The sequence below is a fragment of the Pseudomonas sp. VEM90 genome, from assembly GCF_054611535.1.
In genome coordinates this window covers 36,242-62,365 of the sequence record NZ_JBTRAR010000014.1, presented here as the reverse complement: position 1 = coordinate 62,365, position 26,124 = coordinate 36,242, and the positions used below count along the sequence as shown (strand labels likewise).

At 60.8% G+C, this 26,124-nt stretch carries 19 protein-coding genes; 12 read left to right on the top strand and 7 right to left on the bottom strand.

The window, feature by feature from the left end; translation table 11 throughout:
• Positions 1 to 8: 8 nt before the first annotated feature.
• On the bottom strand, positions 9 to 833 hold the full coding sequence (locus ACYCCG_RS14990) for an aldo/keto reductase (protein ID WP_339534927.1): 825 nt from the start codon (positions 831 to 833) through the stop codon (positions 9 to 11).
• 243 nt (positions 834 to 1,076) lie between these two features.
• Here ACYCCG_RS14990 and ACYCCG_RS14985 point away from each other — a divergent pair, with 243 nt between their 5' ends.
• Positions 1,077 to 1,955, top strand: coding sequence for a DMT family transporter (locus ACYCCG_RS14985; RefSeq protein WP_010954509.1), 879 nt, complete (start codon positions 1,077 to 1,079; stop codon positions 1,953 to 1,955).
• A 59-nt stretch (positions 1,956 to 2,014) separates the two neighbouring features.
• Here ACYCCG_RS14985 and ACYCCG_RS14980 read toward each other — a convergent pair whose 3' ends face one another.
• Positions 2,015 to 2,920 (bottom strand): LysR family transcriptional regulator, encoded by a 906-nt coding sequence (locus ACYCCG_RS14980; protein WP_021782048.1) that lies wholly within the window; start codon positions 2,918 to 2,920, stop codon positions 2,015 to 2,017.
• Between the two features lie 385 nt (positions 2,921 to 3,305).
• Between ACYCCG_RS14980 and katG the strand changes: the two genes are divergently transcribed.
• From katG to ACYCCG_RS14965, 3 genes are all read left to right on the top strand, one after another.
• Positions 3,306 to 5,561 carry a catalase/peroxidase HPI gene (katG, locus tag ACYCCG_RS14975; RefSeq protein ID WP_459670967.1) on the top strand — a complete coding sequence of 752 codons (2,256 nt, stop codon included), beginning with the start codon at positions 3,306 to 3,308 and terminating at the stop codon, positions 5,559 to 5,561.
• Positions 5,562 to 5,720: 159 nt separating this feature from the next.
• Positions 5,721 to 6,932 (top strand): M24 family metallopeptidase, encoded by a 1,212-nt coding sequence (locus ACYCCG_RS14970; RefSeq protein ID WP_209966784.1) that lies wholly within the window; start codon positions 5,721 to 5,723, stop codon positions 6,930 to 6,932.
• A 162-nt stretch (positions 6,933 to 7,094) separates the two neighbouring features.
• Positions 7,095 to 8,429, top strand: coding sequence for an MFS transporter (locus ACYCCG_RS14965; RefSeq protein ID WP_459670965.1), 1,335 nt, complete (start codon positions 7,095 to 7,097; stop codon positions 8,427 to 8,429).
• 226 nt (positions 8,430 to 8,655) lie between these two features.
• Here ACYCCG_RS14965 and ACYCCG_RS14960 read toward each other — a convergent pair whose 3' ends face one another.
• Positions 8,656 to 9,663, bottom strand: coding sequence for a GlxA family transcriptional regulator (locus tag ACYCCG_RS14960; RefSeq protein WP_103444257.1), 1,008 nt, complete (start codon positions 9,661 to 9,663; stop codon positions 8,656 to 8,658).
• 181 nt (positions 9,664 to 9,844) lie between these two features.
• On the opposite strand from ACYCCG_RS14960, the gene pssA reads away from it, so the two are divergent.
• Together pssA and ACYCCG_RS14950 are read left to right on the top strand one after the other, a co-directional pair.
• Positions 9,845 to 11,173, top strand: a complete 1,329-nt coding sequence (pssA, locus tag ACYCCG_RS14955; protein WP_404701850.1) for a CDP-diacylglycerol--serine O-phosphatidyltransferase — start codon at positions 9,845 to 9,847, stop codon at positions 11,171 to 11,173.
• Between the two features lie 232 nt (positions 11,174 to 11,405).
• Complete coding sequence (locus tag ACYCCG_RS14950) at positions 11,406 to 12,551, top strand: GGDEF domain-containing protein (RefSeq protein ID WP_252458665.1); 1,146 nt, start codon at positions 11,406 to 11,408, stop codon at positions 12,549 to 12,551.
• Between the two features lie 121 nt (positions 12,552 to 12,672).
• On the opposite strand, the gene ppnN is transcribed toward ACYCCG_RS14950, so the two are convergent.
• Positions 12,673 to 14,046 (bottom strand): nucleotide 5'-monophosphate nucleosidase PpnN, encoded by a 1,374-nt coding sequence (ppnN, locus tag ACYCCG_RS14945; RefSeq protein WP_176682468.1) that lies wholly within the window; start codon positions 14,044 to 14,046, stop codon positions 12,673 to 12,675.
• 208 nt (positions 14,047 to 14,254) lie between these two features.
• Positions 14,255 to 15,316, bottom strand: a complete 1,062-nt coding sequence (locus ACYCCG_RS14940; RefSeq protein ID WP_021782040.1) for a YeiH family protein — start codon at positions 15,314 to 15,316, stop codon at positions 14,255 to 14,257.
• A gap of 112 nt (positions 15,317 to 15,428) precedes the next feature.
• Here ACYCCG_RS14940 and ACYCCG_RS14935 point away from each other — a divergent pair, with 112 nt between their 5' ends.
• The 6 genes from ACYCCG_RS14935 to ACYCCG_RS14910 all read left to right on the top strand — a co-directional run bounded on the left by ACYCCG_RS14935 (position 15,429) and on the right by ACYCCG_RS14910 (position 23,737).
• Positions 15,429 to 16,316, top strand: coding sequence for a LysR family transcriptional regulator (locus ACYCCG_RS14935; protein WP_209966774.1), 888 nt, complete (start codon positions 15,429 to 15,431; stop codon positions 16,314 to 16,316).
• A 156-nt stretch (positions 16,317 to 16,472) separates the two neighbouring features.
• Positions 16,473 to 17,498, top strand: a complete 1,026-nt coding sequence (locus tag ACYCCG_RS14930; RefSeq protein ID WP_459670961.1) for an AraC family transcriptional regulator — start codon at positions 16,473 to 16,475, stop codon at positions 17,496 to 17,498.
• A 269-nt stretch (positions 17,499 to 17,767) separates the two neighbouring features.
• Complete coding sequence (locus ACYCCG_RS14925; protein ID WP_176682472.1) at positions 17,768 to 19,120, top strand: MFS transporter; 1,353 nt, start codon at positions 17,768 to 17,770, stop codon at positions 19,118 to 19,120.
• Between the two features lie 28 nt (positions 19,121 to 19,148).
• Positions 19,149 to 19,877, top strand: coding sequence for a nitroreductase (locus ACYCCG_RS14920; protein WP_339534936.1), 729 nt, complete (start codon positions 19,149 to 19,151; stop codon positions 19,875 to 19,877).
• Between the two features lie 103 nt (positions 19,878 to 19,980).
• Entirely contained in the window at positions 19,981 to 21,300 is a 1,320-nt protein-coding gene (locus ACYCCG_RS14915; protein WP_459670958.1) for an OprD family porin, read from the top strand.
• Between the two features lie 385 nt (positions 21,301 to 21,685).
• Positions 21,686 to 23,737 carry a TonB-dependent receptor gene (locus ACYCCG_RS14910; protein WP_459670956.1) on the top strand — a complete coding sequence of 684 codons (2,052 nt, stop codon included), beginning with the start codon at positions 21,686 to 21,688 and terminating at the stop codon, positions 23,735 to 23,737.
• Between the two features lie 91 nt (positions 23,738 to 23,828).
• Here the strand turns inward: ACYCCG_RS14910 and ACYCCG_RS14905 are convergent, their stop codons facing one another.
• The gene (locus ACYCCG_RS14905; RefSeq protein ID WP_459670954.1) at positions 23,829 to 25,241 is read right to left on the bottom strand and encodes a purine-cytosine permease family protein; all 1,413 of its coding nucleotides are present in this window, start codon (positions 25,239 to 25,241) and stop codon (positions 23,829 to 23,831) included.
• A 377-nt stretch (positions 25,242 to 25,618) separates the two neighbouring features.
• Entirely contained in the window at positions 25,619 to 26,071 is a 453-nt protein-coding gene (locus ACYCCG_RS14900) for an Lrp/AsnC family transcriptional regulator (protein WP_209966767.1), read from the bottom strand.
• Positions 26,072 to 26,124: the final 53 nt, after the last annotated feature.

Here is a 26,124-nt window from a genome sequence, read left to right as displayed (position 1 = left end):
CGGCGGCCTCAGCTGTTCCAGTCCGGGGCAAACGGCGGGCTAACCACGCGCTGGTCTTTCGGCAGCCCGGCGATGGCTGCGCGGTCTTCGTCATCAAGCTGCACGGTCAATGCGGCCAGGTTGGCCAGCTGGTTTTCGCGGCTGCTGGCTTTGGGGATCGCCGCCACGCCGTCCTGGTCCAGCAGCCATTTCAGCGCCACCTGGCTGGGCAGCACGCCATGCTTGCGGGCAATCGCCTGGATCACCGGCTGCGCCGCTGCCTGGCCGCGTGCCAGTGGGGTATAGGCGGTGAGCAACAAATCATGGCTACGGGCGAAGTCGAGTAGCGGCTGCTGGTTGAGCAGAACATGGTATTCCACCTGAATCGCCGACAACGGCGCGCCCAGGGTTTCCACCACCTGGCGCAGTAACCCCAATGGGAAGTTGGCCACCCCGATGTGGCGCGCCTTGCCTTCGTCACGCAGGGCTACCAGGGTGTCGATGCTGCGGGCCAGGTCCCAGTCTGTGCCTGGCCAGTGGATGTGGAACAGGTCAACCTGTTCGGTACCCAGCGCGCGCAGGCTGTCTTCCAGCGACTGACGCATGGCTTGGGGCGCCAGACGGTCCCACCAGACCTTGGTGGTCAGATGGATCTGCTCGCGTGGCACGGCGCTGTCACGCAGCGCCTGGCCAACGGCCGCTTCGTTTTCGTAGGCGGTGGCGGTGTCGATGTGCCGGTAACCCACGTCCAGTGCCTGGCGCACGGCCTGGGTGCATTCACTGCCGGTCATTGGCCAGGTGCCCAGGCCGATGGCGGGCAGGTCCAGGCCGGTGCGGGTGGTGAGCCTTTGCATGTAAATTCCTTGTAGGGTGCAGGGGTCGGTCGATGGTCAGCGATCAACCGTGCACGGGCCATGCATGCCAGGTGGAAAGTGGTCGATCAGCGAACAGAAATTGCACTTGGCCGGGGCAAGCGGCAAATGAACTTCCTTATTCTGCGGCATCTCTTCTAGAATCCCAGCTGTTACATTCGCCGGGCAATGCCTGCGCGTCCTTCCCCGGGCGCGGCTTGCTGCCGCGCCGTCATCGAGAGAGCCATGAGTTCCAGCACACCGCTGTCCGGCGTCAACCAACCCCTGCGCGGCATCGCGTTGGTGGTGGTGGCGACGTTCCTGTTCGCCAGCCACGATGCCTTGTCCAAATTCCTGGGTGGCCTGTACCCGATAGTCATGGTGGTGTGGGCGCGTTATGTGGTGCACACGTTGCTGATGGCCGGCATCTTCCTGCCCAAGTCTGGGCTCAACGTGTTGCGCACCCGCCGGCCGGTATTGCAGACCTTGCGGGCCCTGAGCCTGCTGAGCACCAGCCTGCTGTTCACGACCGGCTTGCAGTACCTGCCACTGGCGGAGGCCACGGCCGTCAACTTTCTTGCCCCGGTACTGGTCACCGCGCTGTCGGCGCCACTGCTGAAAGAGCGAGTGACAGTGGGGCAGTGGGTGGCGGTGGTGATGGGCTTTATTGGCGTGCTGGTAGTGGTGCACCCTGGTGGGGCGATGTTTACCCCGGCCATTCTGTATCCGTTCGGTTCGGCATTGGGCTTCTGCTTCTATCAGTTGCTGACGCGCATTCTGGCAGCGCATGACAGCCCGACCACCAGCAACTTCTATGCGGGGTTGTGCAACACCTTGGCGATGAGCGCACTGGTGCCGTTCTTCTGGGAGGTGCCGCGCTGGGACCATGCCCTGTTGATGCTGGCACTGGGCGGCTTTGGCATGACTGCGCACCTGCTGTTGACCCAGGCCTTCCGCCATGCAGCGCCAGCGTTGCTGGCGCCGTTCAGCTATTGCCAGATAGTGTTTGCCGGGTTGCTCGGCTTCGTGGTGTACAGCCAGGTGCCGGATACCCTGAGCCTGGTGGGGATTTTGGTGATCTGCCTCAGTGGGCTTGGTGCAGCGTGGATGCAGCGCGGCAAATAGCAGCCGCGTGCTTCAGGCTGTACGACCGTTAGGCGCAGCGTTGCGCTGCGAAGAGGGCATCACTGCGTGGCCATGAACTGCAGGATGCGGTCGCGCAGCCAGCGCTCGGCGGGGTCGTTGTCCTGGGCGCCGCTCCAGACCATCGACAGCTCGGCCTCGGTGATGTCGAACGGCGCCGGGTCGGCGCGCAGGCTGCCGTCGTCGGCGAGAGCGCAAGCGGCATAGTCCGGCACCGTGGCGATCAGCTCGGTGTTGCGCAGCAGGGCGCGCAGACTACCGAATTGCGGCACCGCCAGCACTACCTTGCGGCAACGACCGATGCGCGCCAGGTCGAGGTCGATGTTGCCGCTCATGTCACCGGAGAACGACACCATCACATGCGGGCGGGCGCAGTACTCGTCGAGGGTCAGCGGCCCCGGGCGGTCGTCGGCGCGCAGCACCCGTACGCCGATGTCGCGCAGCTTGCGGCGTTTGGCGGTGGCTGGCAGGTCGGTTGTATAGCTCACGCCTACCGAGATCTCGCCGCTGGCCAGCAGGCCGGGCATCAGCAGAAAGTTGGCCCGCCGCACTACCACGCTGATCTCCGGGGCCTCTTCGCGCAGGGCCTGTAGCAGGGCCGGAAACAGGCCGAACTCGGCATCGTCGGAAAGCCCCAGGCGGAACACGTTGCAGCTGTTGGCCGGGTCGAACTCGCGGGCACGACTGATGGCGGCGGAAATCACGTCCATGGCCGGGCCAAGTTCGGCAAAGATCTGCAGGGCCCGTGGGGTGGGTTCCATGGCCCGGCCGTTGCGGATCAGCAGTGGGTCGTCGAACAGCTCGCGCAGGCGGGCGAGGGCGGCGCTGACGGTGGATTGGGTGATAAACAGCTTTTCGCCGACGCGGGTCAGGTTGCGTTCGATCATCAGGGCTTCGAACAGCACCAGCAGGTTCATGTCGACGCGGCGCAGGTCGTTGCGGTTCATGAGGGCTCGGCGTCCGGGTCAAAGGGTATGGCTGTGTATTTAAGCAGGGTGCCGGGCCTTGTGCCTTGTATGGATGTGCCGGCCTGGTCGCGGGCTTGATCGCGATGCGGCCGATACAGGCCAGTGCCTGACAGAGCCAGCCTATCAGGCTCCAACAGCCACTCTATTAGAACTCTGCCCAAGCTCGACTAGTCTTTCCCGTGGCCCCGCGAATTCCGCGACCGGGCAGCGCGTCAGCACCTGTGTGCAAGACCGTGGCCCCCGGCGTGACAGCTTCGCAAGCCCCGTGTACACCTGATGAGGGGTAGTACGAGCCCACCCGCTCGGCTGAAAGAACACTGGCATAGACCGGAAATCTGGATAACCGACCCAAAGGTACCCGCAGATGTCGAACGAATCGAAATGCCCGTTCCATCAAACCGCAGGTGGCGGCACCACCAACCGTGACTGGTGGCCTGACCAGCTCAACCTGAGAATTCTTCACCAGCATTCCTCCAAGTCCAGCCCTGACCCGGACTTCGACTATGCCAAGGCGTTCAAGAGCCTCGACTTCCAGGCCCTGAAGAAAGACCTGACCGCCCTGATGACCGACTCGCAGGATTGGTGGCCGGCCGATTTCGGCCACTACGGCCCGCTGTTCATCCGCATGGCCTGGCACAGCGCCGGCACCTACCGCATTGGTGACGGCCGTGGGGGGGCGGGCTCCGGCCAGCAACGCTTCGCCCCGCTCAACAGCTGGCCGGACAACGTCAGCCTGGACAAGGCCCGGCGCCTGCTGTGGCCGATCAAGCAGAAGTACGGCAACAAGATTTCCTGGGCCGACCTGATCGTACTCACCGGTAATGTTGCCCTCGAATCCATGGGCTTCAAGACCTTCGGCTTCTCCGGCGGGCGTGCCGATGTGTGGGAGCCGGACGAAGACGTGTACTGGGGGTCGGAAAAGGAGTGGCTGGGCGGCGATACCCGTTACGGCAAGGATCAGGCCAAGGCGCAGGCGCCAGGGCAGGGTGACCTGGTGGCCGAGCCGGCCAAGCATGGTGAAGAGCAGAATCGCAACCTGTCGGCCGAGCGTAACCTGGAAAACCCGCTGGCCGCCGTGCAGATGGGCCTGATCTACGTGAACCCGGAAGGCCCGGAAGGTAACCCCGACCCCGTGGCCTCAGGCAAGGACATCCGTGAAACCTTTGGCCGCATGGCCATGAACGATGAAGAAACCGTGGCCTTGATCGCCGGTGGGCACGCGTTCGGCAAGACCCACGGTGCCGGCCCCGCCGACAACGTCGGCCCCGAGCCGGAAGCGGCAGGCCTGGAGATGCAGGGCCTGGGCTGGCACAACACGTTTGGCTCCGGCAAAGGCGGGGATACCATCACCAGTGGCCTGGAAGTGATCTGGACCTCCACCCCGACCCAATGGAGCAACGAGTACCTGAATAACCTGTTCGACTTTGAGTGGGAGCTGACCAAAAGCCCGGCTGGCGCGCACCAGTGGCGGCCGAAAGACGGCAAAGGCGCAGGCACGGTGCCAGATGCACACGATCCCGGTAAAAGGCATGCACCGTCGATGTTGACCTCCGACCTGGCATTGCGCTTCGACCCCATCTACGAGCCGATCGCCCGCCGTTTCAAAGACAACCCTGACCAGTTGGCGGATGCGTTCGCCCGTGCATGGTACAAGCTGATCCACCGCGACATGGGCCCGCTGGCGCGCTATCTGGGCCCGGAAATGCCCAATGAAGAGTTGCTGTGGCAAGACCCGCTACCCAAAGCCGACCCAGCCACGATCAGCGAGCAAGACATCGCGACCCTCAAGTCCAGGACCCTGGCCTCGGGTTTGAGCGTGGGCGAACTGGTCTCCACCGCCTGGGCATCCGCGTCGACCTTCCGTGGCTCCGACAAGCGCGGTGGTGCCAACGGCGCCCGTTTGCGCTTGGCCCCACAGAAGGACTGGGCTGCAAGCCAGGGCGTGGACAAGGTGCTGGCGGCATTGGAGAAGATCCAGGGCGAGTTCAACAACAGCGGCAAGAAGGTTTCCCTGGCTGACCTGATCGTGCTGGCCGGTACCGCGGCAGTCGAAAAAGCTGCCAAGGATGCGGGCTACAGCGGCAGCGTAGGGTTCCGCCCGGGGCGGGTCGATGCGTCCCAGGAGCAGACCGACGTCGAGTCGTTCGCCGTGCTGGAGCCGCTGGCCGATGGCTTCCGCAACTTCACCAAGGCACGTTACAGCGTCAAGGCCGAGAAACTGTTGCTGGACAAGGCGCAGTTGCTGACCCTGACCGCGCCGGAGCTGACCGTGCTGATCGGCGGCCTGCGCGTGCTCGGCGCCAACCATGGTGGCAGCAACCTCGGCGTGTTCACCGACAAGCCGGGAACGCTGAGCAACGACTTCTTCCGCAACTTGCTGGACATGAGCGTGGAGTGGAAACCCACCTCGGCGGACAACGAGACCTTTGAAGGGCGCGACCGCAAGACCGGGCAGGTGAAGTGGAGCGGTAGCCGGGTCGATCTGGTGTTCGGTTCGCATGCCCAGTTGCGGGCGTTGAGCGAGGTGTATGCCAGCAGTGATGGCGGTGACAAGTTTGTCCGGGACTTTGTGGCCGCCTGGCAGAAGGTCATGGAGCTGGACCGCTTTGATTTGAAATAGCGTTGCCTGGCGGGGGGCGCTTAGCGCCCCTCCTTGGCCACTGGTTATTCCGCCAATTCCAGGTCGGATAGATACAAAAGTGTCCTCGTCGGTTCTGTTGCAATGCTTCTCAGGCGGCCGGCCTGAACAGCGTGCTCACAACGACAAGGAACCCCGACCATGCAAATGCCCAAGACCCTGAAAATCCGCAATGGCGACAAGGTGCAGCCAACCTTCTCCGCCCAGGAATACGCTGCTCGCCACGCCCGGCTGCGGGCCTATATGGCCGAGCAGGACATCGAGGCGGCAATCTTCACCTCGTATCACAACGTCAACTATTACAGCGATTTCCTCTACTGCTCGTTCGGCCGCCCTTATGCGCTGGTGATCACCCAGGACAAGGTGGTCTCGATCAGTGCCAACATCGACGGCGGGCAACCCTGGCGGCGCACGGTGGGCACTGACAACATCGTCTACACCGACTGGCAGCGCGACAACTACTTCGTCGCCATCCAGCAGGCGTTGCCGCTGGCCTCGCGCATTGGCGTGGAGTACGACCACCTGAACCTGCAGAACCACGGCAAACTCGCCGCCTGCTACCCCAGGGCCGAGCTGGTGGACATCGCTGCGCCGTGCATGCGTATGCGCATGATCAAGTCGGCCGAGGAGCAGGCGCTTATCCGTCACGGTGCGCAGGTGGCCGACATCGGCGGGGCGGCAGTGGTCGAGGCCCTGCGTGAGCATGTGCCCGAGTACGAGGTGGCACTGCATGCCACCCAGGCGATGGTGCGCGAAATTGCCAAACGCTTCCCGGACGCCGAGCTGATGGACACCTGGACCTGGTTCCAGTCCGGGCTCAACACCGATGGCGCGCACAACCCGGTCACCAGCCGCCGTGTGGGCAAGGGCGAGATCCTCAGCCTCAACTGTTTCCCCATGATCGCCGGCTACTACACCGCGCTGGAGCGCACCTTGTTCCTTGACCACTGCCCGGACGAGTACCTGCGCCTGTGGCAGGCCAACGTCGAAGTGCACGAAGCCGGGCTGCAACTGGTGCGCCCAGGCATGCGCTGCAGCGATATCGCCCGCGAACTGAACGAGATCTTCCTGCGCCACGACCTGCTGCAGTACCGCACCTTCGGGTATGGCCATTCGTTCGGCACGCTCAGCCATTACTACGGCCGTGAGGCGGGGCTGGAGCTGCGCGAGGACATCGATACCGTGCTGGAGCCGGGCATGGTGGTGTCTATCGAGCCGATGATCATGCTGCCTGAAGGGCGACCAGGGGCGGGCGGTTATCGCGAGCATGACATCCTGATCGTCAACGACAACGGCGCCGAGAACATCACCAAGTTCCCGTATGGGCCGGAGCACAACATCATTCGCCAATAAGCATCGGCGTCGGCTGCTTCGCGGGCAAGCCCGCTCCTACGGGGATTTCACCGTTTTCGTAGGCGCGGGTTCACCCGCGAAAAGGCTGGCCCAGACAACAACAAGATCCCCGTATGACCACCAGACCCTGCCTCCAATTAAAAGAACCAGAGGGTACCCGTCATGTCCAGCACCACCCTTGACCCGTCCGCTATCGCCGGCCCCGCGCACAACGCCGAACGCCAGGCGCTGCGCAAGGCCGCCCGGGCCAGCTTCATGGGCAACTTCGTCGAGTGGTTCGACTACGCTGCCTACGGCTATCTGGCCACCATCATCGCCGCCAACTTCTTCCCGCAAACTGACAAGACCACCGGTTTGCTGGCCACCTTCGCGGTATTCGCCCTGTCGTTCCTGGTACGCCCGCTGGGTGGCATCGTCTGGGGCCATTTCGGTGACCGACATGGTCGGCGCAACGCGCTGTCGTGGTCGATCCTGATCATGTCGGTATCCACCTTCTGCATCGGCTTGTTGCCGGGCTATGCGCAGATCGGGCTGTGGGCGCCGGCCTTGTTGTTGCTGATCCGCCTGGTGCAGGGTTTTTCCGCCTCGGGTGAGTATGCCGGGGCCGCTGCGTTCCTGGCCGAATACGCGCCGCCTGGGCGGCGTGGCTTGTACACCAGCATTGTGCCAGCCAGCACGGCAGCGGGGTTGTTGTTCGGTGCGGCGTTCGTCGCGGTGCTGCATGAGCTGCTCAGCAGTGAAGCCCTGCATGAGTGGGGCTGGCGCCTGCCTTTCCTGCTGGCGGCGCCGTTCGGTCTGGTAGGGCGCTATATCCGCATGAGCCTGCAGGACACGCCCAAGTTCCTGGAGATGGAGCAGCGCCTGGAAACCAAGGCCGGCATGGCCACGACGCCGCTGCGCGAACTGCTGGGCCAGCACCGGCGCAGTCTGGCGATCGGCATAGGTGTCACCTGCCTGAATGCGGTTGCGTTCTACCTGTTGCTCAGTTACATGCCGACCTACCTGTCCAGTGAAATGGGCATGAGCGAGCGGGATTCGTTCATCGCCTCGACGGTGTCGCTGGCCACCTATATCGGCTTGATCTTCCTGATGGGGCGGCTGTCCGACCAGTTTGGTCGCAAGACCATGCTGGTGGTGGCCTCGCTGTTGTTCCTGGGGTTGACCGTGCCGTTGTTTCGCATGCTGGACGGCCAGCCGCTGCTGGTGATTCTGGCCATCCAGATCCTTTTCGGTGCGATGCTGGCGATGAATGACGGGACCTTGCCGTGCCTGCTGGCCGAAATCTTTCCGACCCGGGTGCGCTTCAGCGGGTTTGCCTTGAGCTTCAATGTGGCCAATTCGTTGTTTGGCGGGACTGCGCCGTTCATTGCCACCTGGCTGATTCAGGTGACGGGCAGCAAGCTGGCCCCGGCAGGCTACTTGCTGGTGGCAGCACTGGTGGCGCTGGTGGCCATGCTGATGTGTCGGGAGACGGCGCACGCGGCCCTTGAAGATTAGTTGACCTGCACTGGCTTCTTCGCGGGCAAGCCCGCGCCTGTAGGAGCGGGTTTACCCGCGAATACGGTGGCGGCGGCAACGGTGAGCGGCGGGTGGAGATTGGCCAGCAGGCCCGGCCCTTTCGCGGGTGAACCCGCTCCTACAACGGCCTGTGCCGGACCACCGATGTGCGTGCAGGAGCGGGCTTGCCCGCGAAGAGGCCAGCCAAGCCAGTACATGACCCCATTCAATGGAGAGAGGCCTGCCGCCGCTCCCCTAAAGGCGACAGCCCGAAGAACCGGCTGTAACTCTTGGAGAAATGCGCAGGCGAACTGAAGCCGCAAGCCAGCGCTACCTCACGGACTTGCACGTCACTGCGCAGCAGTAACTCCCGCGCCCGCGACAGCCGCAGCTCCAGGTAGTACTGGCTGGGCGTGCGCTGCAGGTACTTGTGGAACAGCCGCTCCAATTGGCGCACGGTCACTTCGTTGAGGCTGGCCAGTTCCTCCAGCCCCAGCGGTTCCTCCAGATTGGCCTCCATGATCGCCACCACCTGGCTCAGTTTGGGCTGGGCGCTGCCGAGCAGGGTGCGCAGCGGCACACGCTGGCGCTCACGTTCACCGCGTACGCGGTCGCACAGCAACAGTTCGGCGGCTTTGGCCGCGATGTCCTGGCCGCCCGTGTCCCGGGCCACCAGTTGCAACATCATGTCCATGGCCGCCACGCCGCCTGAGCAGGTGTAACGGTCGCGGTCCAGTTCGAATAGCTGGCTGGAGATCACGATACCGGGGAAGTGCGCCTGCAACGTCGGCAGGTCTTCCCAGTGGATGGTGCAGCGGTAACCCTTGAGCAATTCGGCCTTGGCCAGCAGGTAACTACCGGTGCAGATACCGCCCAGCGGCAAGCGCTGGCGGGCCAGTTGGCGCAACCAGTCGATCAGTGGGCGGTTGCTACGGCTTCGGTCGATCGGGTTGGCGCCGACCACCAGCAAGGCATCCAGCGCGGGGGCGTTGGCGATGTTGTAGTCGGGCAGTACGCGCATGCCGTTGCTGGCCACCACCGGCGCGTCGTCTGCGGCGATCAGCACACTGCGATACAGTGGCTTTCGTGCGGCCAGGTTGGCCATGCGCAGGGTCTCCACCGCGGACGCAAGGCCGATGGTGGTGAAATTGGGCAAAATCAGGAAGCCAAAGGTCTTTGCCGAACAACCCTTTACAATAGACGGCGATAGGTTTGCAGAAGCGGGGTGGACCATTGCGCTGTTCCTGTGCAAGCTGAGGCCTGGTTGGTCAGGGGCAGTGAGAAAGCAGAGCCTCGCGTGGTTCTTGTTGTTATGTGTCGTTGCGGGGTCGATCATACACCCCGGATGCAGCGGCCAGGAATGGCCCCGCCGGCTGGCAGGGCCGACAGTGATTGCACAGAGAAGGTGAGCGTCAGTGAACCCCGAATCCATGCTGGCGGGCTTGTCAGGCTACGCCATGCCCCCCGAAGCGATACAGGTGCTGCCCGATGCCAAGGCTTACCGCGCCTGCCTGTTCGAGCGCATCCGTACGGCGACTCGGCGCATCGTGATTGTCGCGCTGTACCTGCAAGAGGACGAGGCTGGCCAGGAAGTGCTGGATGCCTTGTACCAGGCCAAAGCCGCGCGGCCAGGCCTGGAGATCACCATTGTGGTCGATTGGTTCCGCGCCAGGCGCGGGCTGCTGGGGGCCGGGCGTCAGCCGGGCAATGCCGCCTGGTACCAGGCCCAGCGCCAGTTGCGCGGGCTGGATATCGCCATCCATGGCGTGCCAGTGCAGACCCGCGAACTGTTCGGGGTGTTGCACCTCAAAGGCAGCATCATCGACGATTGCGTGATCTACACCGGTGCCAGTCTGAACAACGTCTACCTGCATCGTTTCGACCGCTATCGCCTGGATCGCTACCACCTGTTCCAGTCACCGGCACTGGCTGATGCCATGGTCGGCCTGGTGCAGCGTTTGCTGCATCACACTGCCACACCGCGCCTCGACCTGCCGGCGCCACCTTCTACCCGCAGCTTGCGCGGCGACATTCGGCGCTTGCGCGCACGGCTGCGGCGCATGGCCTATGAGGTACCGGCCAGCGTGACGGGGCAGGGCCTGCAGGTGATCCCGCTGCTGGGTGTGGGCCGCGGCAATCCGCTGAACCGGGCGCTGTGCGCCTTGCTGGCAGTGGCGCGCACGCAGATCATCATCAGTACGCCGTATTTCAACCCGCCGCAGGTCGTGATGCGCGAACTTGACCACGCCCTGGCGCGAGGGGTTGGGGTGGAACTGATTGTCGGTGACCGTACCGCCAACGACTTCTACATCGCCCCTGGCGAACCGTTCAGTGCCAGTGGTGCATTGCCCTATCTGTATGAGGACAACCTGCGCGCCTTCACCCGCCGCCGCCACGCCGCGATTGCCAGTGGCCAGCTGCAAGTACGCATCTGGAACGATCCCGGGCATACCTTCCATGCCAAGGGCGTGTGGATCGACCAGCGTTATTCGCTGCTGACCGGCAACAACCTGAACCCGCGCGGGTTCAACCTGGACCTTGAGAACGGCCTGCTGATCGACGACCCGCAGGGGCAATGGTTGGCGCCACGGGAAGCGGAGTTGAGCGAACTGCGGCGCTTTGCGCCGAGAATCGGTTCGGCAGAGGCGCTGGGGGAGAAGGCCGAACATCCCAAGCAAGTGCGCAAGTTTCTGCGTCGGTTGCGCTATAGCCGGTTGGAACCGTTGATCAAGCGGGTGCTCTGACGTCGCCTGTACTGGCCCTGTCGCCGGCAAGCCAGCCACAGGGCCAGAGTGGTGCGCATCGCGCATTGATGTCATTATGATATTGCTGCCCGCGGCCCTTTGTCAGGGGCTGGTTTACAATGTGCAGGCAACCTTGCAAGGCCCCTCTGAACGTGATCACGATCGCACACAGTCGGGCCTTTTCCCGTTAACCAGACAGGCCAATGCGTATATGGCGTTAGATCCACCCACGATGCTGACTATTTCAGTCGCTTTGGCCGCTGCGGCCGCCTTGTACCTGGCGATTGAATGGCGCAGTGTGCGCGAAACCTCGTTGCTTTACTGGAGTGCGGGTTTCGCCACTATTACGGTTGGTTGCATCCTGGCATTGTTGCGCGGGATCGGTTTGCTGTTCATCGGTATCTGGTTCGCCAATGGCTTGCTGGTGGTGGCCCACGTTTTTTTCCTGTTCGGCGTGCTGCGCTTCACCCAGGAGCGCTTGTCACGCGCCTGGCTGATGATCGTGGTGGTCTGGTTCGCCTTGCTGCTGCTGCCCGTGGGCCCGCAGTGGTCGAAGGTGATGCTGATGGTCAACTCGTTGTTGGTGGCCTCGCTGACGCTCAAGGCCAGCTTCCTGCTGCGGCCACATGGCAAATCGCTGAGCGTCGGGGCCGTGCAACTGCGCTATGTGTTGCTGATCCATGGGCTGTTCTATGTGGCCAAGGCGGTCATCGCTATCACGCCAGGCACACTGATTGACCTGGCGACCTTTGGCGGGCTGATCATTCAGGTTTCGCTGGTGGAAGGCGCGATGGCGATCATGTTGATTGCCTTGTCGATGACCGGCACCGTACGTTACCGGCGTGAAGAGCGCATTGCCCGGCTGGCAGCCCGTGACCCGCTGACTGCGCTGTACAACCGGCGTGCGCTGGAGGTGCGGGCGGGGCATTTCTTCAAGGACGTAAGCCCGGCGCAGCCCGGGGCATTGCTATTGATCGACATCGACAACTTCAAACTGGTCAACGACCTGCACGGGCATATAGCCGGCGACCGATTGCTGATTGCCTTGAGCGAGATGATTCGTACGGCGCTGCCCGAGCGCTCGCTGGCGGCGCGGTTGGGCGGGGATGAGTTCGTCATCTTGCTGAGTGGCGCAAGTAGTGAACGGGTCATGGAACTGGGGAGTGGGCTGCGTGAGCAGTTCCAGCATTACGCCGACAAGACTGTGCCTACGCCCCAGGCGGTTACCTTGAGCATTGGTGCCAACGTGTTCGATCAGCCGCCGGCGAGCCTGGCGGCGTTAATCGAGCAGGGGGATGTGGCGCTGTACCAGTCCAAACGTGGGGGACGCGACAGCATTCGGTTTTTCGAGCGGGCGATGGTTGAACTCCGCCAGTGAGCGAGCCACCTGGGTGGCTGAGCTTTCATGAAACCCATGTGGGTGATCCGTACAGGCGCACCCGTAACCCGGCCCCCGCCTTTGACGGGCATCCACGCCCGTCATCAGCAAAACAGCGTGGTCAGGTTGCCACCTGATAGCACGGCACATACTCCGCGCCACCGGGCAGCTTCATCCGGTGCTGGTCGACGAATGCCTGCAGCAGCCGGCCCAGCGGGTCCAGTACGGCGCTGTCGCCGTGGATCTGATACGGCCCGTGTTCCTCGATCAGGCGGATGCCTTTGTCCTTGACGTTGCCTGCGACAATGCCGGAAAACGCCCGGCGCAGGTTGGCCGCCAGTTCATGGGGCGGCAGCTCGCGGCGCAAGTCCAGTTCAGACATGGCCTGGTGGGTCGGGTCGAACGGTCGCTGGAAGCTCTCCTCGATCTTCAGCAGCCAGTTGAAGTGGAAGGCATCGTTGCGCTCGCGGCGGAACTGCTTGACCGCTTTGAGGCCGTCGACCATGTGCCGGGCGACTTCCGCCGGGTCGTCGATGATGATTTCGTACAGGCGATGGGCGGCTTCACCCAGGGTGGCGCCGACGAAAGCGTGCAACTGTTGCAGATAAGGCTCGGCGCTGCGCGGGCCGGTAAGCACCACCGGGAACGGCAGGTCCTCGTTGTCCGGGTGCATGAGGATGCCCAGCAGGTACAGGAACTCCTCCGCTGTGCCAGCACCGCCCGGGAAGATGATGATGCCGTGGCCGACACGCACGAAGGCCTCCAGGCGCTTTTCGATGTCAGGCAGGATCACCAGTTCGTTGACGATCGGGTTGGGCGCCTCGGCGGCGATGATGCCGGGCTCGGTGAGGCCCAGGTAGCGGCTGCCATGCATGCGTTGCTTGGCGTGAGCGATGGTGGCGCCCTTCATCGGGCCTTTCATCACGCCCGGGCCGCAGCCGGTGCAGACATCCAGTTTGCGCAGGCCCAGTTCGTGGCCGACCTTCTTGGTGTACTGGTATTCCTCGGTGCTGATCGAGTGGCCGCCCCAACACACCACCATCTTCGGCTCCACGCCCGGGCGCAAGGTGCGCGCGTTGCGCAGCAGGTGGAAAACGTAATCGGTGATGCCCTGGGAGCTTTCCAGATCGATGCGCTGGCTGGCCAGCTCGCTTTCGGTGTAAACGATGTCGCGCAAGGCGCTGAACAGCATTTCACGGGTGCTGGCGATCATTTCGCCATCGACGAAGGCGTCGGCTGGGGCGTTCAGCAGCTCCAGGCGTACGCCGCGGTCCTGTTGGTGGATACGCACCTCGAAGTCCTTGTAGGCCTCAAGGATGGTCTTGGCATTGTCGACATGGGCGCCAGTGTTGAGGATTGCCAGGGCGCACTGGCGGAACAGTGTGTAAAGGCTGCCGGTACCGACTTCACTCAGTTGCTGCACTTCACGTTGTGACAGCGTCTCCAGGCTGCCTTTGGGGCTGACGGATGCATTGATGACATGGCGTTGAGGCATCTAAGTCTTTCCTGTGCGGGTAAAACATCCTTCTTTGGCACCACCATACCGAGAAATGTGGACGGCAACGAGGGGGGCTGTGAAAAACCTTGAGACCGGGTGGCCTGCTTCGCGGGTAAACCCGCTCCTACAGGGGCCTTGCCGTCTTCAAGGCAGCACCCACCTGTAGGAGCGGGTTTACCCGCGAAGCAGCCAACCCGGTCTCGAATCAGCCCAACAGCTTCTGCACCCCCAGGGTAATCGCCAGCCCCCCGCCAACCAGCCACAGGTTCAGAATCGCCCCGGTGGCCAGCGCCCGTGGCCCAGCCTGGCGAATCTGGCTGAAGCGCGTTTCCATTCCCAGCGCGGTCATGGCCATGGTCAAGGCAAAGGTGTCCAGGCTGTTCACTGCCTGGGTCACGCTGCCAGGCAGTACGTGCAGCGAATTCACCAGGACCAGTGCCAGGAAGCCGAAAGCGAACCAGGGCATGGCAATGCGCCCGTTGCCCTGCGCCTGGCCAGCCTTGCGCGAACGGCTGATCCACAGGCCCACCACCAGCAGTACCGGTACCAACAGCATGACCCGGGTCATCTTGACGATGGTGGCGACATGCGTGGCTTCGGGGCTGACATTGCTGGCCGCGCCTACCACCTGCGCCACTTCGTGGACAGTGCCGCCCAGCAACAGCCCGGCGCCCATGGTATCCAGATGCAGCCAGCCGGCATTGATCGCCAGTGGGTAAAGGAACATGGACAAGGTACCGAACAGCACCACGCTTCCGACTGCCATGGCGCTTTTATGGGGGGCGCTGCGCAGCGCCGATTCGAATGCCAGCACGGCGGCCGCGCCGCAGATGGCGCTACCCGCGGCGGTCAGCAAGGCGGTATCGCGGTCGAGCTTGAACACTTTCATGCCACACCACAGGCCGATCAGCAGGGTACTGGTGACGACCAGCACCGACACGACAAGCCCCGACCAGCCGACTTCGGCAATTTCCTGCAGGCTTACCCGCAAACCAAAGAACGCCACGGCAATGCGCAACAGGCCGCGAGCGGAAAAATTGATACCGGCTGCCCAGCTTGCCGGTACGCCGTCACGCAGCGCGTTGCCATACAAGGCACCTGCGACAATACCCACGATCAGCGGGCTGATGCCCAGGTTGGCGATAGCGGGCATGGCCGCCAGTTGCGTGACTGCGACCGCGAACAGCGCGACGAACAGGATGCCATTGAGCCGCCCTCGGGTGGAGAGGGTAGGGGCAAAGGCGGGGTTGGACGGAACCGTGGCCATGTGAGTCCTCCGGAAAAGGTGTTTCGACAAGGCCTACGTTAATCTGGTTATAAGCTTATAAAAAATCGTAATTTAGGATGGCAAATATCCGCTTAGCTGATATTTTTGAATCATGACCCCAGAGCAACTGATAACATTCGCCACGGTTGCCGAGCACGGCAACATCAGCCATGCGGCTCAAGCCCTGCACCTGTCGCAGCCGGCAGTGTCCGGCCAGCTCAAGCTCTTGCAAGAGGCGTTTGGCGAACCCCTTTACCAACGCGCCGGCCGCGGTGTGCGGCTGACAGCGGCCGGTGATCAGTTGCTGGCGCATGCCGAGCGCCTGCGCGAAACCTTCCGCCAGGCCAAGGCGCTGCGCGAGGCCATGCGCGGGCTGGAGCGCGGCACATTGCGTGTTGGCGCCAGTACCACACCCGCCAGTTACCTGCTGCCTTACCTGATCGCCGATTTTCACGGGCGTTATCCGGATGTGCTGGTCAGCACCTCGCATGGCAACACGGCGGAGATCGTCGCCGCCCTGGACAGTGTCGATATCGCCCTGATCGAGGGGCCGCCCGGGCAGGAGTTGCCGTTGGGTACGCAAGTGACGCCGTGGCGCGAGGACGAGATCGTGGCGATTGTGCCCCGTGTGCACCCCCTGGCAGGCAGTGGCCCGCAGACGCTGGCGGAACTCGGCGCCTACCCGTTGGTGCTGCGTGAAAGCGGCTCGGGTGTGCGGCAGATCGTCGAGCGGGCGTTTGCTCGTGATGGCGTGGCGATGCGTGTGGCGCTGGAGATCGCGGGCGTTGAAGGGGTAAAAGAGGCGGTCCGCGCCGGGATGGGGGTTGGCTTTGTGTCGGCGATGTCCATTCGTCATGAGGATGGGGCGCTGCACCGGTTGCAGGTTGCGCCGCAGGCGCTGGTGCGGCGTTTCTCCATTCTGTTGCCGCATGGGGCTACGCCTTCGCGGGCTGCCTCGCGGTTTCTTGAATTATGTGTTGCCATGCAAGAGGTGGGTTGATTGTAAAGGTCTCTTCGCGGGCGCGATCCAAAACGTTTTGCAATAAAAAACAAGGAGTGTTGACATCTGGCATAGTGATATTGGTACAGAGACGTTCTGTGGGCTTGTATGCTTTGCAAGGCAGCCTTCGGTATCAAGTTAGCAACGGAGCCCCGGATGGATTTTTCTGCCCACAAAGGCACCACGTCGATCAGCCTCGTGCGGGACGCACTTCAAGGAGCAGAACTGCGTGGCCTGGATGTTTCGACTGTACTCCGCCACGCACATATTGATCCGCTGTTGCTGGCCCAAAACTATGCCAGGGTACCTGCTGGTACGTTCTCCAGATTGTGGATTGCGTTAGCGGATTTGCTCGACGATGAGTTTTTTGCGGCAGACAGTCACCCCCTCCGCAGAGGTAGCTTCAAGCTGATGGCTCAGTTGGCCCTCGGCTGCGACACCCTTGGACAGGCGCTCAAACGGATTCTGGCGTTTCTCAGGACTGCCCTTGATGACATCTACGGGGCGGTGGAATGCGAGGGAGAGCATGCTGCAATTATCATTCATGATCATGGTGAGTTGCGAAGGGTGTTTTGTTACGGTGCCTGGCTGGTGCTCGTGCACGGCCTGCTTTGCTGGCTGTGCGACCGGCGCATCCCTATTTTGAAGTTATCGATGCGTCCTCCTCGGCCGGTGGACGACAGCGACTATCGAATGCGCTTTTGTGAGGAAATCGAGTGGAGGGCCGATAGAACCACCGCTGTTTTCGAGAAGAGCTTTCTGGAGTACAAGGTTTGCCAAACACCTGGTTCTCTTCCTGCCTTTTTAAAAGGAACGCCAAGTAACTTCCTTGTGAAATACCGTAACGACGACAGTACGAGCATTATGATCCGGCGGCGATTGAAACTGCTCTCTCCCCACACCTGGCCTGAACTCGATGAGCTCGCACGCGACTTGAGCATGTCCAGTTCCACCCTGCAACGAAGGCTCTATGCTGAGGGTTTCACCTACCAACGGCTCAAAGACAATCTCAGGCGGGATATTTCCATCAGTCTGCTGTGCCGGGCAGGTATGACAGTGGATGGCGTTGCGTCAGAGGTTGGCTTCATTGAGACCAGTGCGTTCCACCGGGCATTCAAGAAATGGACGGGTGTCACCCCTGGTGCTTACAGACGCTCGTTGCGTAGCCATCGAGGGAACTAGTCCTCTGCGCGTGGGCTGATCACACTCAATCTGAAGCCATCGGGCTTCCAAAACTGCCCGTTCCGGTCAAGCAGAATGATGCCATTGGGCATGGTTGGCGCTTGCCATAAGGCCTACGATTTTCCTCGGGCGCCGTCTAGTTGGTGCCTCTCAACTCTCCCGACTCACACCCGGAACCATGCGTACCTGTGCGTGTGGTCGAGTTGTGCCAGATCGCTATACGTATGTGGACTTCAAAAACACAAAAATAAGATTGAAGGAGACACGGTATGAGTTCTTTGAATATGTACACGTTGACCGAAGAGTCGAAGTTCAACCGCTTTCATGGAATTATTCTGTTCTGGTGCGTGTTGATTCTGATTATCGATGGTTACGACTTGGCAGTGGTGGGGGCTGCCCTGCCAGCCATCATGGCCGATATGCAAATTGACGCAACCAGCGCCGGGGTAATGGCTGGCTCAGCATTGTTTGGGACAATGCTGGGCGCCATCTTTTTAGGCACATTGGCAGATCGAATTGGCCGGCCGAAAATGATCGCGATGTGTGTAGCGCTGTTCAGCGTTTTCACCGCTGCGGCAGGGTTCACTGACAGCCCGCTGACCTTCAGTATCATGCGCTTCATCGCCGGCTTGGGAATCGGCGGTGTGTTGCCCATCTGTACGGCGCAGATGGGTGAGTTCTCACCCTTGAAAGTTCGCACCCGACTGGTGACCATCGTTTTCGCAGGCTATTCGGTGGGGGGGATTCTGGTAGCGCTTACGGGTAAACAACTGATCGAAAGCTACGGTTGGCAATACGTGTTTTACGTGGCAGTCCTGCCAGTGGTTTTGATTCCTTTCATTCTCAAGACAATGCCCGACTCTATCGGCTTTATGTTGAAGCAGGGTCGACAAGACGAGTTGAAAGTCATCGCGCGTCGCCTTCGTCCTGACCTTGTGATCAAGGATGACACGCAGCTCGTTGGCAATCCGCAGATTATCTCTGCTCAAGACAAGCCGGTACGAAGCCTTTTCCTGGAAGGCCGTGGATACAGCACGGTCATGATCTGGATGGCATTCATGACCGGGCTGTTCATGGTGTATGCACTCAATTCGTGGCTCACCAAGTTGATGGCCATGGCGGGCTTCAGCCTCGGTTCAGCCCTGAATTTCGTCATCGTGTTCAACCTCGGTTCGATCTTCGGTGCAATTCTGGGTGGATGGCTTAGCGACAAATTCAGCATCAAGCACGTCTTGGTGGTGTTCTATGTAGTGGGCGCGGTCGCACTCACCTTGCTGGGATATACCCGCTCTACCGAACTGCTCTTTGTCGTCGTGTTCATCGTGGGTGCCTCGACCCTTGGCACCCAGCTTCTGGCCTATGCATACGCCGGCGATTTCTATCCCTCCACCATCCGCTCGACTGGTGTCGGTTTTGCATCGGGGGTCGGTCGCGTCGGGGCGATTGTCGCACCTGTTTTGATTGGTGCCTTGGTGTCGATGGCGTTGCCGCTGGAGCAGAACTTCATGGCAATCGCGCTCGCCGGCCTGATAGGGGCTGTTGCAGTGACCATGATCAATCAATCTCGCTCGGACTCGGCTGTAGTGAGGAAGAAGGCCACGGTTGCCCACGAGCTGACCTGACCGTAATTCTGAGAGACAGGTTCCACGTATGCTTATTGATCGTTTGCGCAAATCACCGGTAGGTTTGGACGAAACAGCCCGTTTGATCGACTGGGCAATTGTCTCACGTCGGAGCATCAGGTCGTTCCTCCCAACCCCAGTTCCGCTAGAGGAAATCGAAGCGATGCTGAACGTTGCTCGCTTTAGCGCAACAGGCGTCAACCTGCAGCCCTGGAATGTGCATGTTGTTACCGGTGATACGAAGGCACGGTTGTCCGCAGCACTTGCTGAGGTTGATGACCATCCGGCTGATGACCAACGCTTTTCTGATCCCTACGCGTATTACCCCAGGGAGTGGACGTCTCCCTACATCGAACGGCGCAGGGAGGTAGGGTGGGGGCTCTATAGCCTGTTGGGCATCAGTCGAAGCGATAAACAAAGGATGCACGAGCAACACGGCCGGAATTATCGCTTCTTCGGGGCGCCTGTTGGCCTGTTCTTCACAATTGACCGCGTGCTTCAGGAAGGGAGCCTGCTGGACTATGGCATGTTCCTGCAAAGCCTCATGATTGCCGCACGGGGAAGAGGCTTGCACACCTGCCCGCAGGCAGCATTCCTTAAATATCACAGCATCATCACTGAAATGCTGGAAATACCGAAGAGCCAAATGCTCGTCTGTGGGATGAGCTTGGGTTACGCCGATGATGGCAGCATTGAGAACACGCTGGTTACTGGCCGTGAACCCGTGCGTGCATTCACTACCTTTCACTCAGAATAAAAACCTGGCGTCCGCCCTGTCCACGTTTGGCGTCGGGCAGCGTGATGCTGTTTCGATCATTCCGCTAAAGCGGGCCTTAACCCATTTGTAGGACTGGCATTGCATGGGGCGCTTCGCTGCGGTCCATGCTCAAGCACACAACAAGAACAAGGTGCCTGTGATGTCTATTGCTTTTAAAAAATCGTTGGCTTGTTCAGCAGCACTGCTGGTCGCGCCTTATGCTTCTGCCGCGTTCGTGGAAGACTTCAAAGGCAGTCTCGAGCTCCGAAACTTCTACTATAATCGCGATTTTCGCAATGACGGTGCCACTCAATCCAAGCGCGATGAGTGGGCGCAAGGCTTTATTTTGAACCTGCAGTCCGGTTTTACAGAAGGACCGGTGGGCTTCGGTATTGATGCGATGGGCTTGCTGGGGGTGAAGCTTGATTCCAGCCCGGACAGAACAGGATCAGGGCTGCTGGCCTACGATTCCGACAGGAATGTTGAGGATGAATACGGCAAGTTCGTGGCCACCGCCAAAGCAAGGATGGGCAAGACGGAATTGAGGATAGGGGGAGTAAACCCTCTGATGCCGCTACTCTGGAGTAATAATAGCCGCCTACTGCCTCAGATCTTTCGCGGTGGCTCGCTGACCGTCAACGACATCGATAAATTGACGGTAACGGCTACAAGGGTCAACGCAGTGAAGCAGCGTAATTCCACCGATTTCGAATCACTCACAGCATTTGGCTATGCCCCGGTTGAGGCAGATCACTACAACTACCTGGCATTTGACTTCAAGCCTGCGAAGGACATGACCTTCAGTTTGCACGCCGCTGAACTTGAAGATCTCTACAAGTCCTACTTCGCCGGCATTAAAGTCATCAAGCCGTTGTTGGAAGGCAATGTGATCGCGGATGTTCGCGTGTTCGATGCCAGCGAGACGGGCGCCAAAAAGCTGGGTGAGGTGGACAACAGAACGCTGAGTAGCTACTTCGCCTACAGCATCAAGGGGCACACCATCGGCGGCGGTTACCAGAAGGCTTGGGGCGACACCTCGTTTGCGTTCGTAAACGGCGCGGATACCTATCTGTTCGGCGAATCGCTGGTCAGTACATTCACTGCCCCTAACGAGCGAGTGTGGTTTGCGAGGTACGACTTTGATTTCGCCGCTTTGGGTGTACCGGGCTTGCTGTTCACCACCCGGTACATGAAAGGTGATGATGTCGATCCTGATCTGCTGACGAGCCGCCAAGCCGCTTCACTCCGCCTCAACGGGGAGGAGGGCAAAGAATGGGAGCGGGTCACTGATATTTCTTATGTCATTCAGAGTGGGCCGGCGAAGGGTGTTTCGTTCCAGTGGCGTAACTCCACGAACCGCTCGACCTACGCTGACAGCGCTAATGAAAATCGCTTGATCATGCGCTACACCTTCAACTTCTAAATAGCGAAATGGGCCGGCCCTCTGGAGCCGGCCCTTTGTTATTCGCCCCGGAAATCTCCTACCAGATTAAGGGGAGTGCGTGGGCATTCGGATTCGCCCATGGCCGCAAACGTTCCGGTGAGGGCAATGTTGGAAAGGTCACGCGCGTTGAGGTGCTTGGGCATGCCTTGACGGGGGCGCCGACTGGACGATCCATCCTGGATTGCTCGCAAGGCAGTGCGCCATTGTTCTTAGGCGCAAGCGAAGGAGGCGGCTATGGTTCAAGAAATCCCGATACGCCAGTGTTTAGTGTTATGGTATAACATCATTTGCCATAAGGCAGACGCAGATCTTGCCTTCTTCATCTGTGCGCCAATACACACTCAACCCCGCGTCAGGAACCTCCATGCGATTCACCCCAGCCTCGTTCGCCATCTTCACGGCAATGTTCACACCTGAAATCCTCGCCGAACAGACCGGTACCTCCACCATCGTCCTCGGTGAAGTGAATATCACCCAAACGGCCGGTACAGCCTTGAGCACTGAAAACGTGCTTACGTCGGTCGACGTCCTGGGCGGCGACCAGGTGCGAGACAAAAATGTGATGAACAGCTGGCAGTTGTTGGGGCAGATGCCGGGCATCCAGCTGACTGAAACGGGGCAAGGTGCCGAATCAGGCAAGGTCACTTTTCGCGCGTTCAATGGTGAGGGCTACATCAACGGCATCAAGACCCTGATCGACGGTGTGCCGAGCAACGTCAACAGTGGCAACCAGCGCTTCATCGATATGATCTTCCCGCTGGACATCGAGTACATCGAGGTGGTGCGCGGTACCAACGATCCGCGCTATGGGCTGCACAATATCGGCGGCAACATCAACTTCGCGACCCGCCAGGGGGGAAACTATGTCGATAGCCGTGTGACTTACGGCAGCTTCGATACGCGCGAAGTGCAGTTGGCGGTCGGGCACGAGGAGGGGAATTTCGCCCAGAACTATATCCTCGCCAAGCAAGACAGCAACGGTTACCGCGACCACAGCGAATCCAACAAATACACGCTCGGCGGCAAGTGGTTCGTCAGCAACGACGAACAAGACTTCCGTGTTGGCCTGATCGCTCGCCTGTACCACCACCAGGCCCAAGAGTCAGGCTTCCTCACCCGCGAGCAACTGCACGCCAGCCGTACCCAATCGCCGGCCAAGAACGCCAATGATGGTGACGACCGTGACATGAAGCAGCTGAGCCTGCACGCCGACTGGCAGCTCGACGACGACCTGAGTCTGAGCAGCAAGCTGTACTACAACAGCTACAACGATGATCGAACCATCACGTTCACCGATTACCAGCCCGGCAACGCGCCACGCCAGCGTCGGCAGTGGGATGAACAGCAGCGAGGGATGCTCAGCAACCTGACCTGGCGCGCTGACGATCTGCTGACGCTGGATGGCGGCATCAACTACGAGGAGCAGGACAACCAGTATCGTCGCCTGCGCTACAGCTACGGGATCCCGACCGATTTCGACGCCACGCCGGCACGTGTGCAGAACGACGACACTTACACCCTGCGCAATATTGGCGGTTATGTGCAGGCGGTCATTCAGCCGACCGACGCGCTGAAGATCATTCCTGCAATGCGCGTCGACAAGTTTTCTGGTAACAGCGAGACGCTTGGCGGTGTCAAGGCATCCCTGCAGGATTATGGCTGGATCCGCCAGCCGAAGCTGAGCGTAATCTACAGCCTCACGCCCGAGATCGACCTTTATGCCAACTGGGGGCGTACCTTCCAGATTCTTACGGGCTCCGGCGGGCCAGCCTACAGGGTGCCTGGACAAGCCTCGTACGACCCGTCGATCAACACCGGCAAGGAAGTGGGCATCAAGTTTCAGCCATTCCCGGGCGCTCAGGCGCGGGTTGCGCTGTGGCAGCAGGACGCGACCGATGAAGTCGCGAACATGCCCAGCACTGGCACCACGGTCGGCCTTGGCGAAACACGCCGGCGTGGCGTGGACATGCAGATCAGTGCTCAGCTGGACGATCAATGGACGGTATGGGCGTCCCACGCGATCCAGGAGGCCAAGGTGGTCAAGGCCTACGCTGCAAACGGCCAGTCATTGTCGGGCAAAGAGGTATTTTCCACCCCGCGCTACATCAGCAATGTGGGTGTCGACTATCGGTACAATGATAACTGGAAGTTCGGTGCGCAGGGGCGGGCGCAGGGCAGCTACTACATCGACGAGCTGAACGAGCAGGGCAAGTACGGCGGTTTCGTGGTCGTGGACGCCAGTGTCAGTTACCGTGTCACCTCGTCGACCAGCGTAGATTTGCAGGTGAAAAACCTGTTTGACCGTGAATACGAATACGTCTGGTACGACAACTTCTTCTGGGGGGGCAACGACCAGGCGATGTTCTCGCCAGCACCAGGCCGTTCAGCGTTCGTCTCGATAAACATGAGTCTTTGACGGGAACCTCTTGAGGGCGAAACCTATCGCCCTCAAGAGGTCTCCAGGATCTTAGGCCAGTTCACCTTGTGCTGCGAATGGCCAGTGCAGCTTAAGCCACCGCTGCCAGCTTGGCGCTGGTTTGCCGACGACGGTAGGCACTGTCACGGCTCGCCAGCCACCAGTACAGCGGCGAGGTGATCGCCAACCCTACCAGCCACGACAGGTCAGCCCCGTTGATGTGCTCGGAAATCGGCCCGACGTACAGCGGGGTGTTCATGAACGGTATCTGCACCACGATACCCACAGCGTAGGCGATCAGTGCCTGCGGGTTGTAGCGCCCATAGATCCCACCATCGACCTGGAAGATCGACTGGATGTCGTAGTCACCTTTGTGAATGGCGTAGAAGTCGATCAGGTTGATCGCCGTCCACGGCACCAGCACCACGAGCAGTACCAGCACCATGTCAACGAAGTGGCCGATGAAGTCTGCCGAAGCGAACACCGCTACCACGCAGCAGGCCGACAGCACGATCAGCGACAGCACTGCCCGGCTTTTGGCGGTGGGGATCCAGCGGTAGGCGAACGTTTGCACCAGGGTGATGATCGACAACACCGCACCATACAGGTTGAGGGCGTTATGGCTGATCACGCTGAGCAGGAACAGCACCAGCATGATCGGCCCGAGCGTGCCGGTGGCCAGCTTTACCGCATCCATGGTGTCCATGCCGGCCGGAATCGCCAGCACGGCTACGGCGCCGAAGATGAATGACAGACTTGAGCCCAGGGCCGAGCCCAGGTAGGTGGTCCAGAAGGTCGAACTGACTTTGACATCTGCCGGCAGGTAGCGCGAGTAGTCCGACACATAGGGCGCAAAGGCGATTTGCCACAACGCCGCCAGCGACACGGTGGCCAGCCAGCCGGCCAGGTTGAAGCTGCCACGGGTGAGGAAATCGTCGCTTTGCACATGGGTGAAGATGTAGCCGAAGCCGACCACGATACCGATACCCAGTACCCAGGTGCCAATGCGATTGAGCACGTGGATGAAGCGGTAGCCGATGATGCCGATGATGCCTGAACCCAGCGCCCCGATGACGATGCCCACCGGTACCGGAACGGCCTCGACCACGCCATGCAGTGACTTGCCGGCAAGGACGATGTTGGATGCGAAGAAGCCGATGTACATGACGCCGGCGATCACCACCACCAGCAGCGCGCCGAGGGTGCCGAACTGGGCGCGGCTCTGGATCATCTGCGGAATGCCCATTTGCGGGCCCTGGGCTGAGTGCAGGGCCATCAGCACCCCGCCGACCAGGTGGCCGACAAGGATGGCGACGATGCCCCATACCAGGTTCAGGTGGAACAGTTGCACACCCAGCGCGCCGGTGACGATGGGCAACGGCGCGATGTTGCCGCCGAACCAGAGTGTGAACAGATCCCTTACCTTTCCATGGCGGTCTTGCGGGGGCACGTAGCCGATCGTGTGTTTTTCTATCAGGGGTGCCGAATTGGCTGCACTGGTCATGACTGACTCCAAGGCAAGGTAGGGCATTGGGAACTGCCCGGGGGCGTGCCGGCGGTGGGCGACGCGTTCTTGTTGGAGCGATGATGAGGGGAGCGGGGGTAACGAGAAATTAGTAAATATGTACCCATAAGCGTTAAAAAAACTAAGGCTGACAAAAGCTTAAGCGGGTGACGGTAGCAAGGAGAGTGCCAGCTGGCTGAAGGCCTTGGGGTAGAGGGGCGGCGGGTTGGCAACCGGATCACGGTGGGCTGGGTTGGTGCGATGTGCGCGTTTTCAGGGCAGATGAAAGGTTGCCTGTGCCGGCCTCTTCGCGGGTAAACCCGCTCCTACAGCAGGAGCGGGTTTACCCGCGAAGGGGCCGGCACAAGAGGAAACAGCTACATGGGTAACAACCGATCCTGAAGCACTTCCTTCATCACCAAGGTCGAGCTCAAGCGTTTCACATTGGGAATACTGGTCAGGTGCTCGTCATACAGCTTCTGGAACGCTGGCAGGTCCTTGGCTACCACATGCAGCAGGTAATCCGGGTCGCCAAACAGCCGCTGCGCTTCGACAATCTGCGGGATCTGCGCCAGTGCCGTTTCAAAGTCCGCCACCGGCTGGCGGGTCACCTCGCGTAGCGTCACGAATACCAGCGCGGCAAAGTTCAGCCCAAGGGCGCTAGGTGCCAGCCGTGCGTGATAGCCCAGAATGGCTCCGGACTCTTCCAGTGTCTTCAAACGCCGATGGCAGGGTGACAGGCTGAGCCCTACGCGGTCGGCCAGTTCGGTTACCGACAGGCGCCCGTCTTTTTGCAGCTCGGCAAGGATTTTTCGATCAGTTCTGTCCATTGGGAAGAATCTTCCAATTCATGAATGCTAAGGGGAAATATACGAAAGAAAAT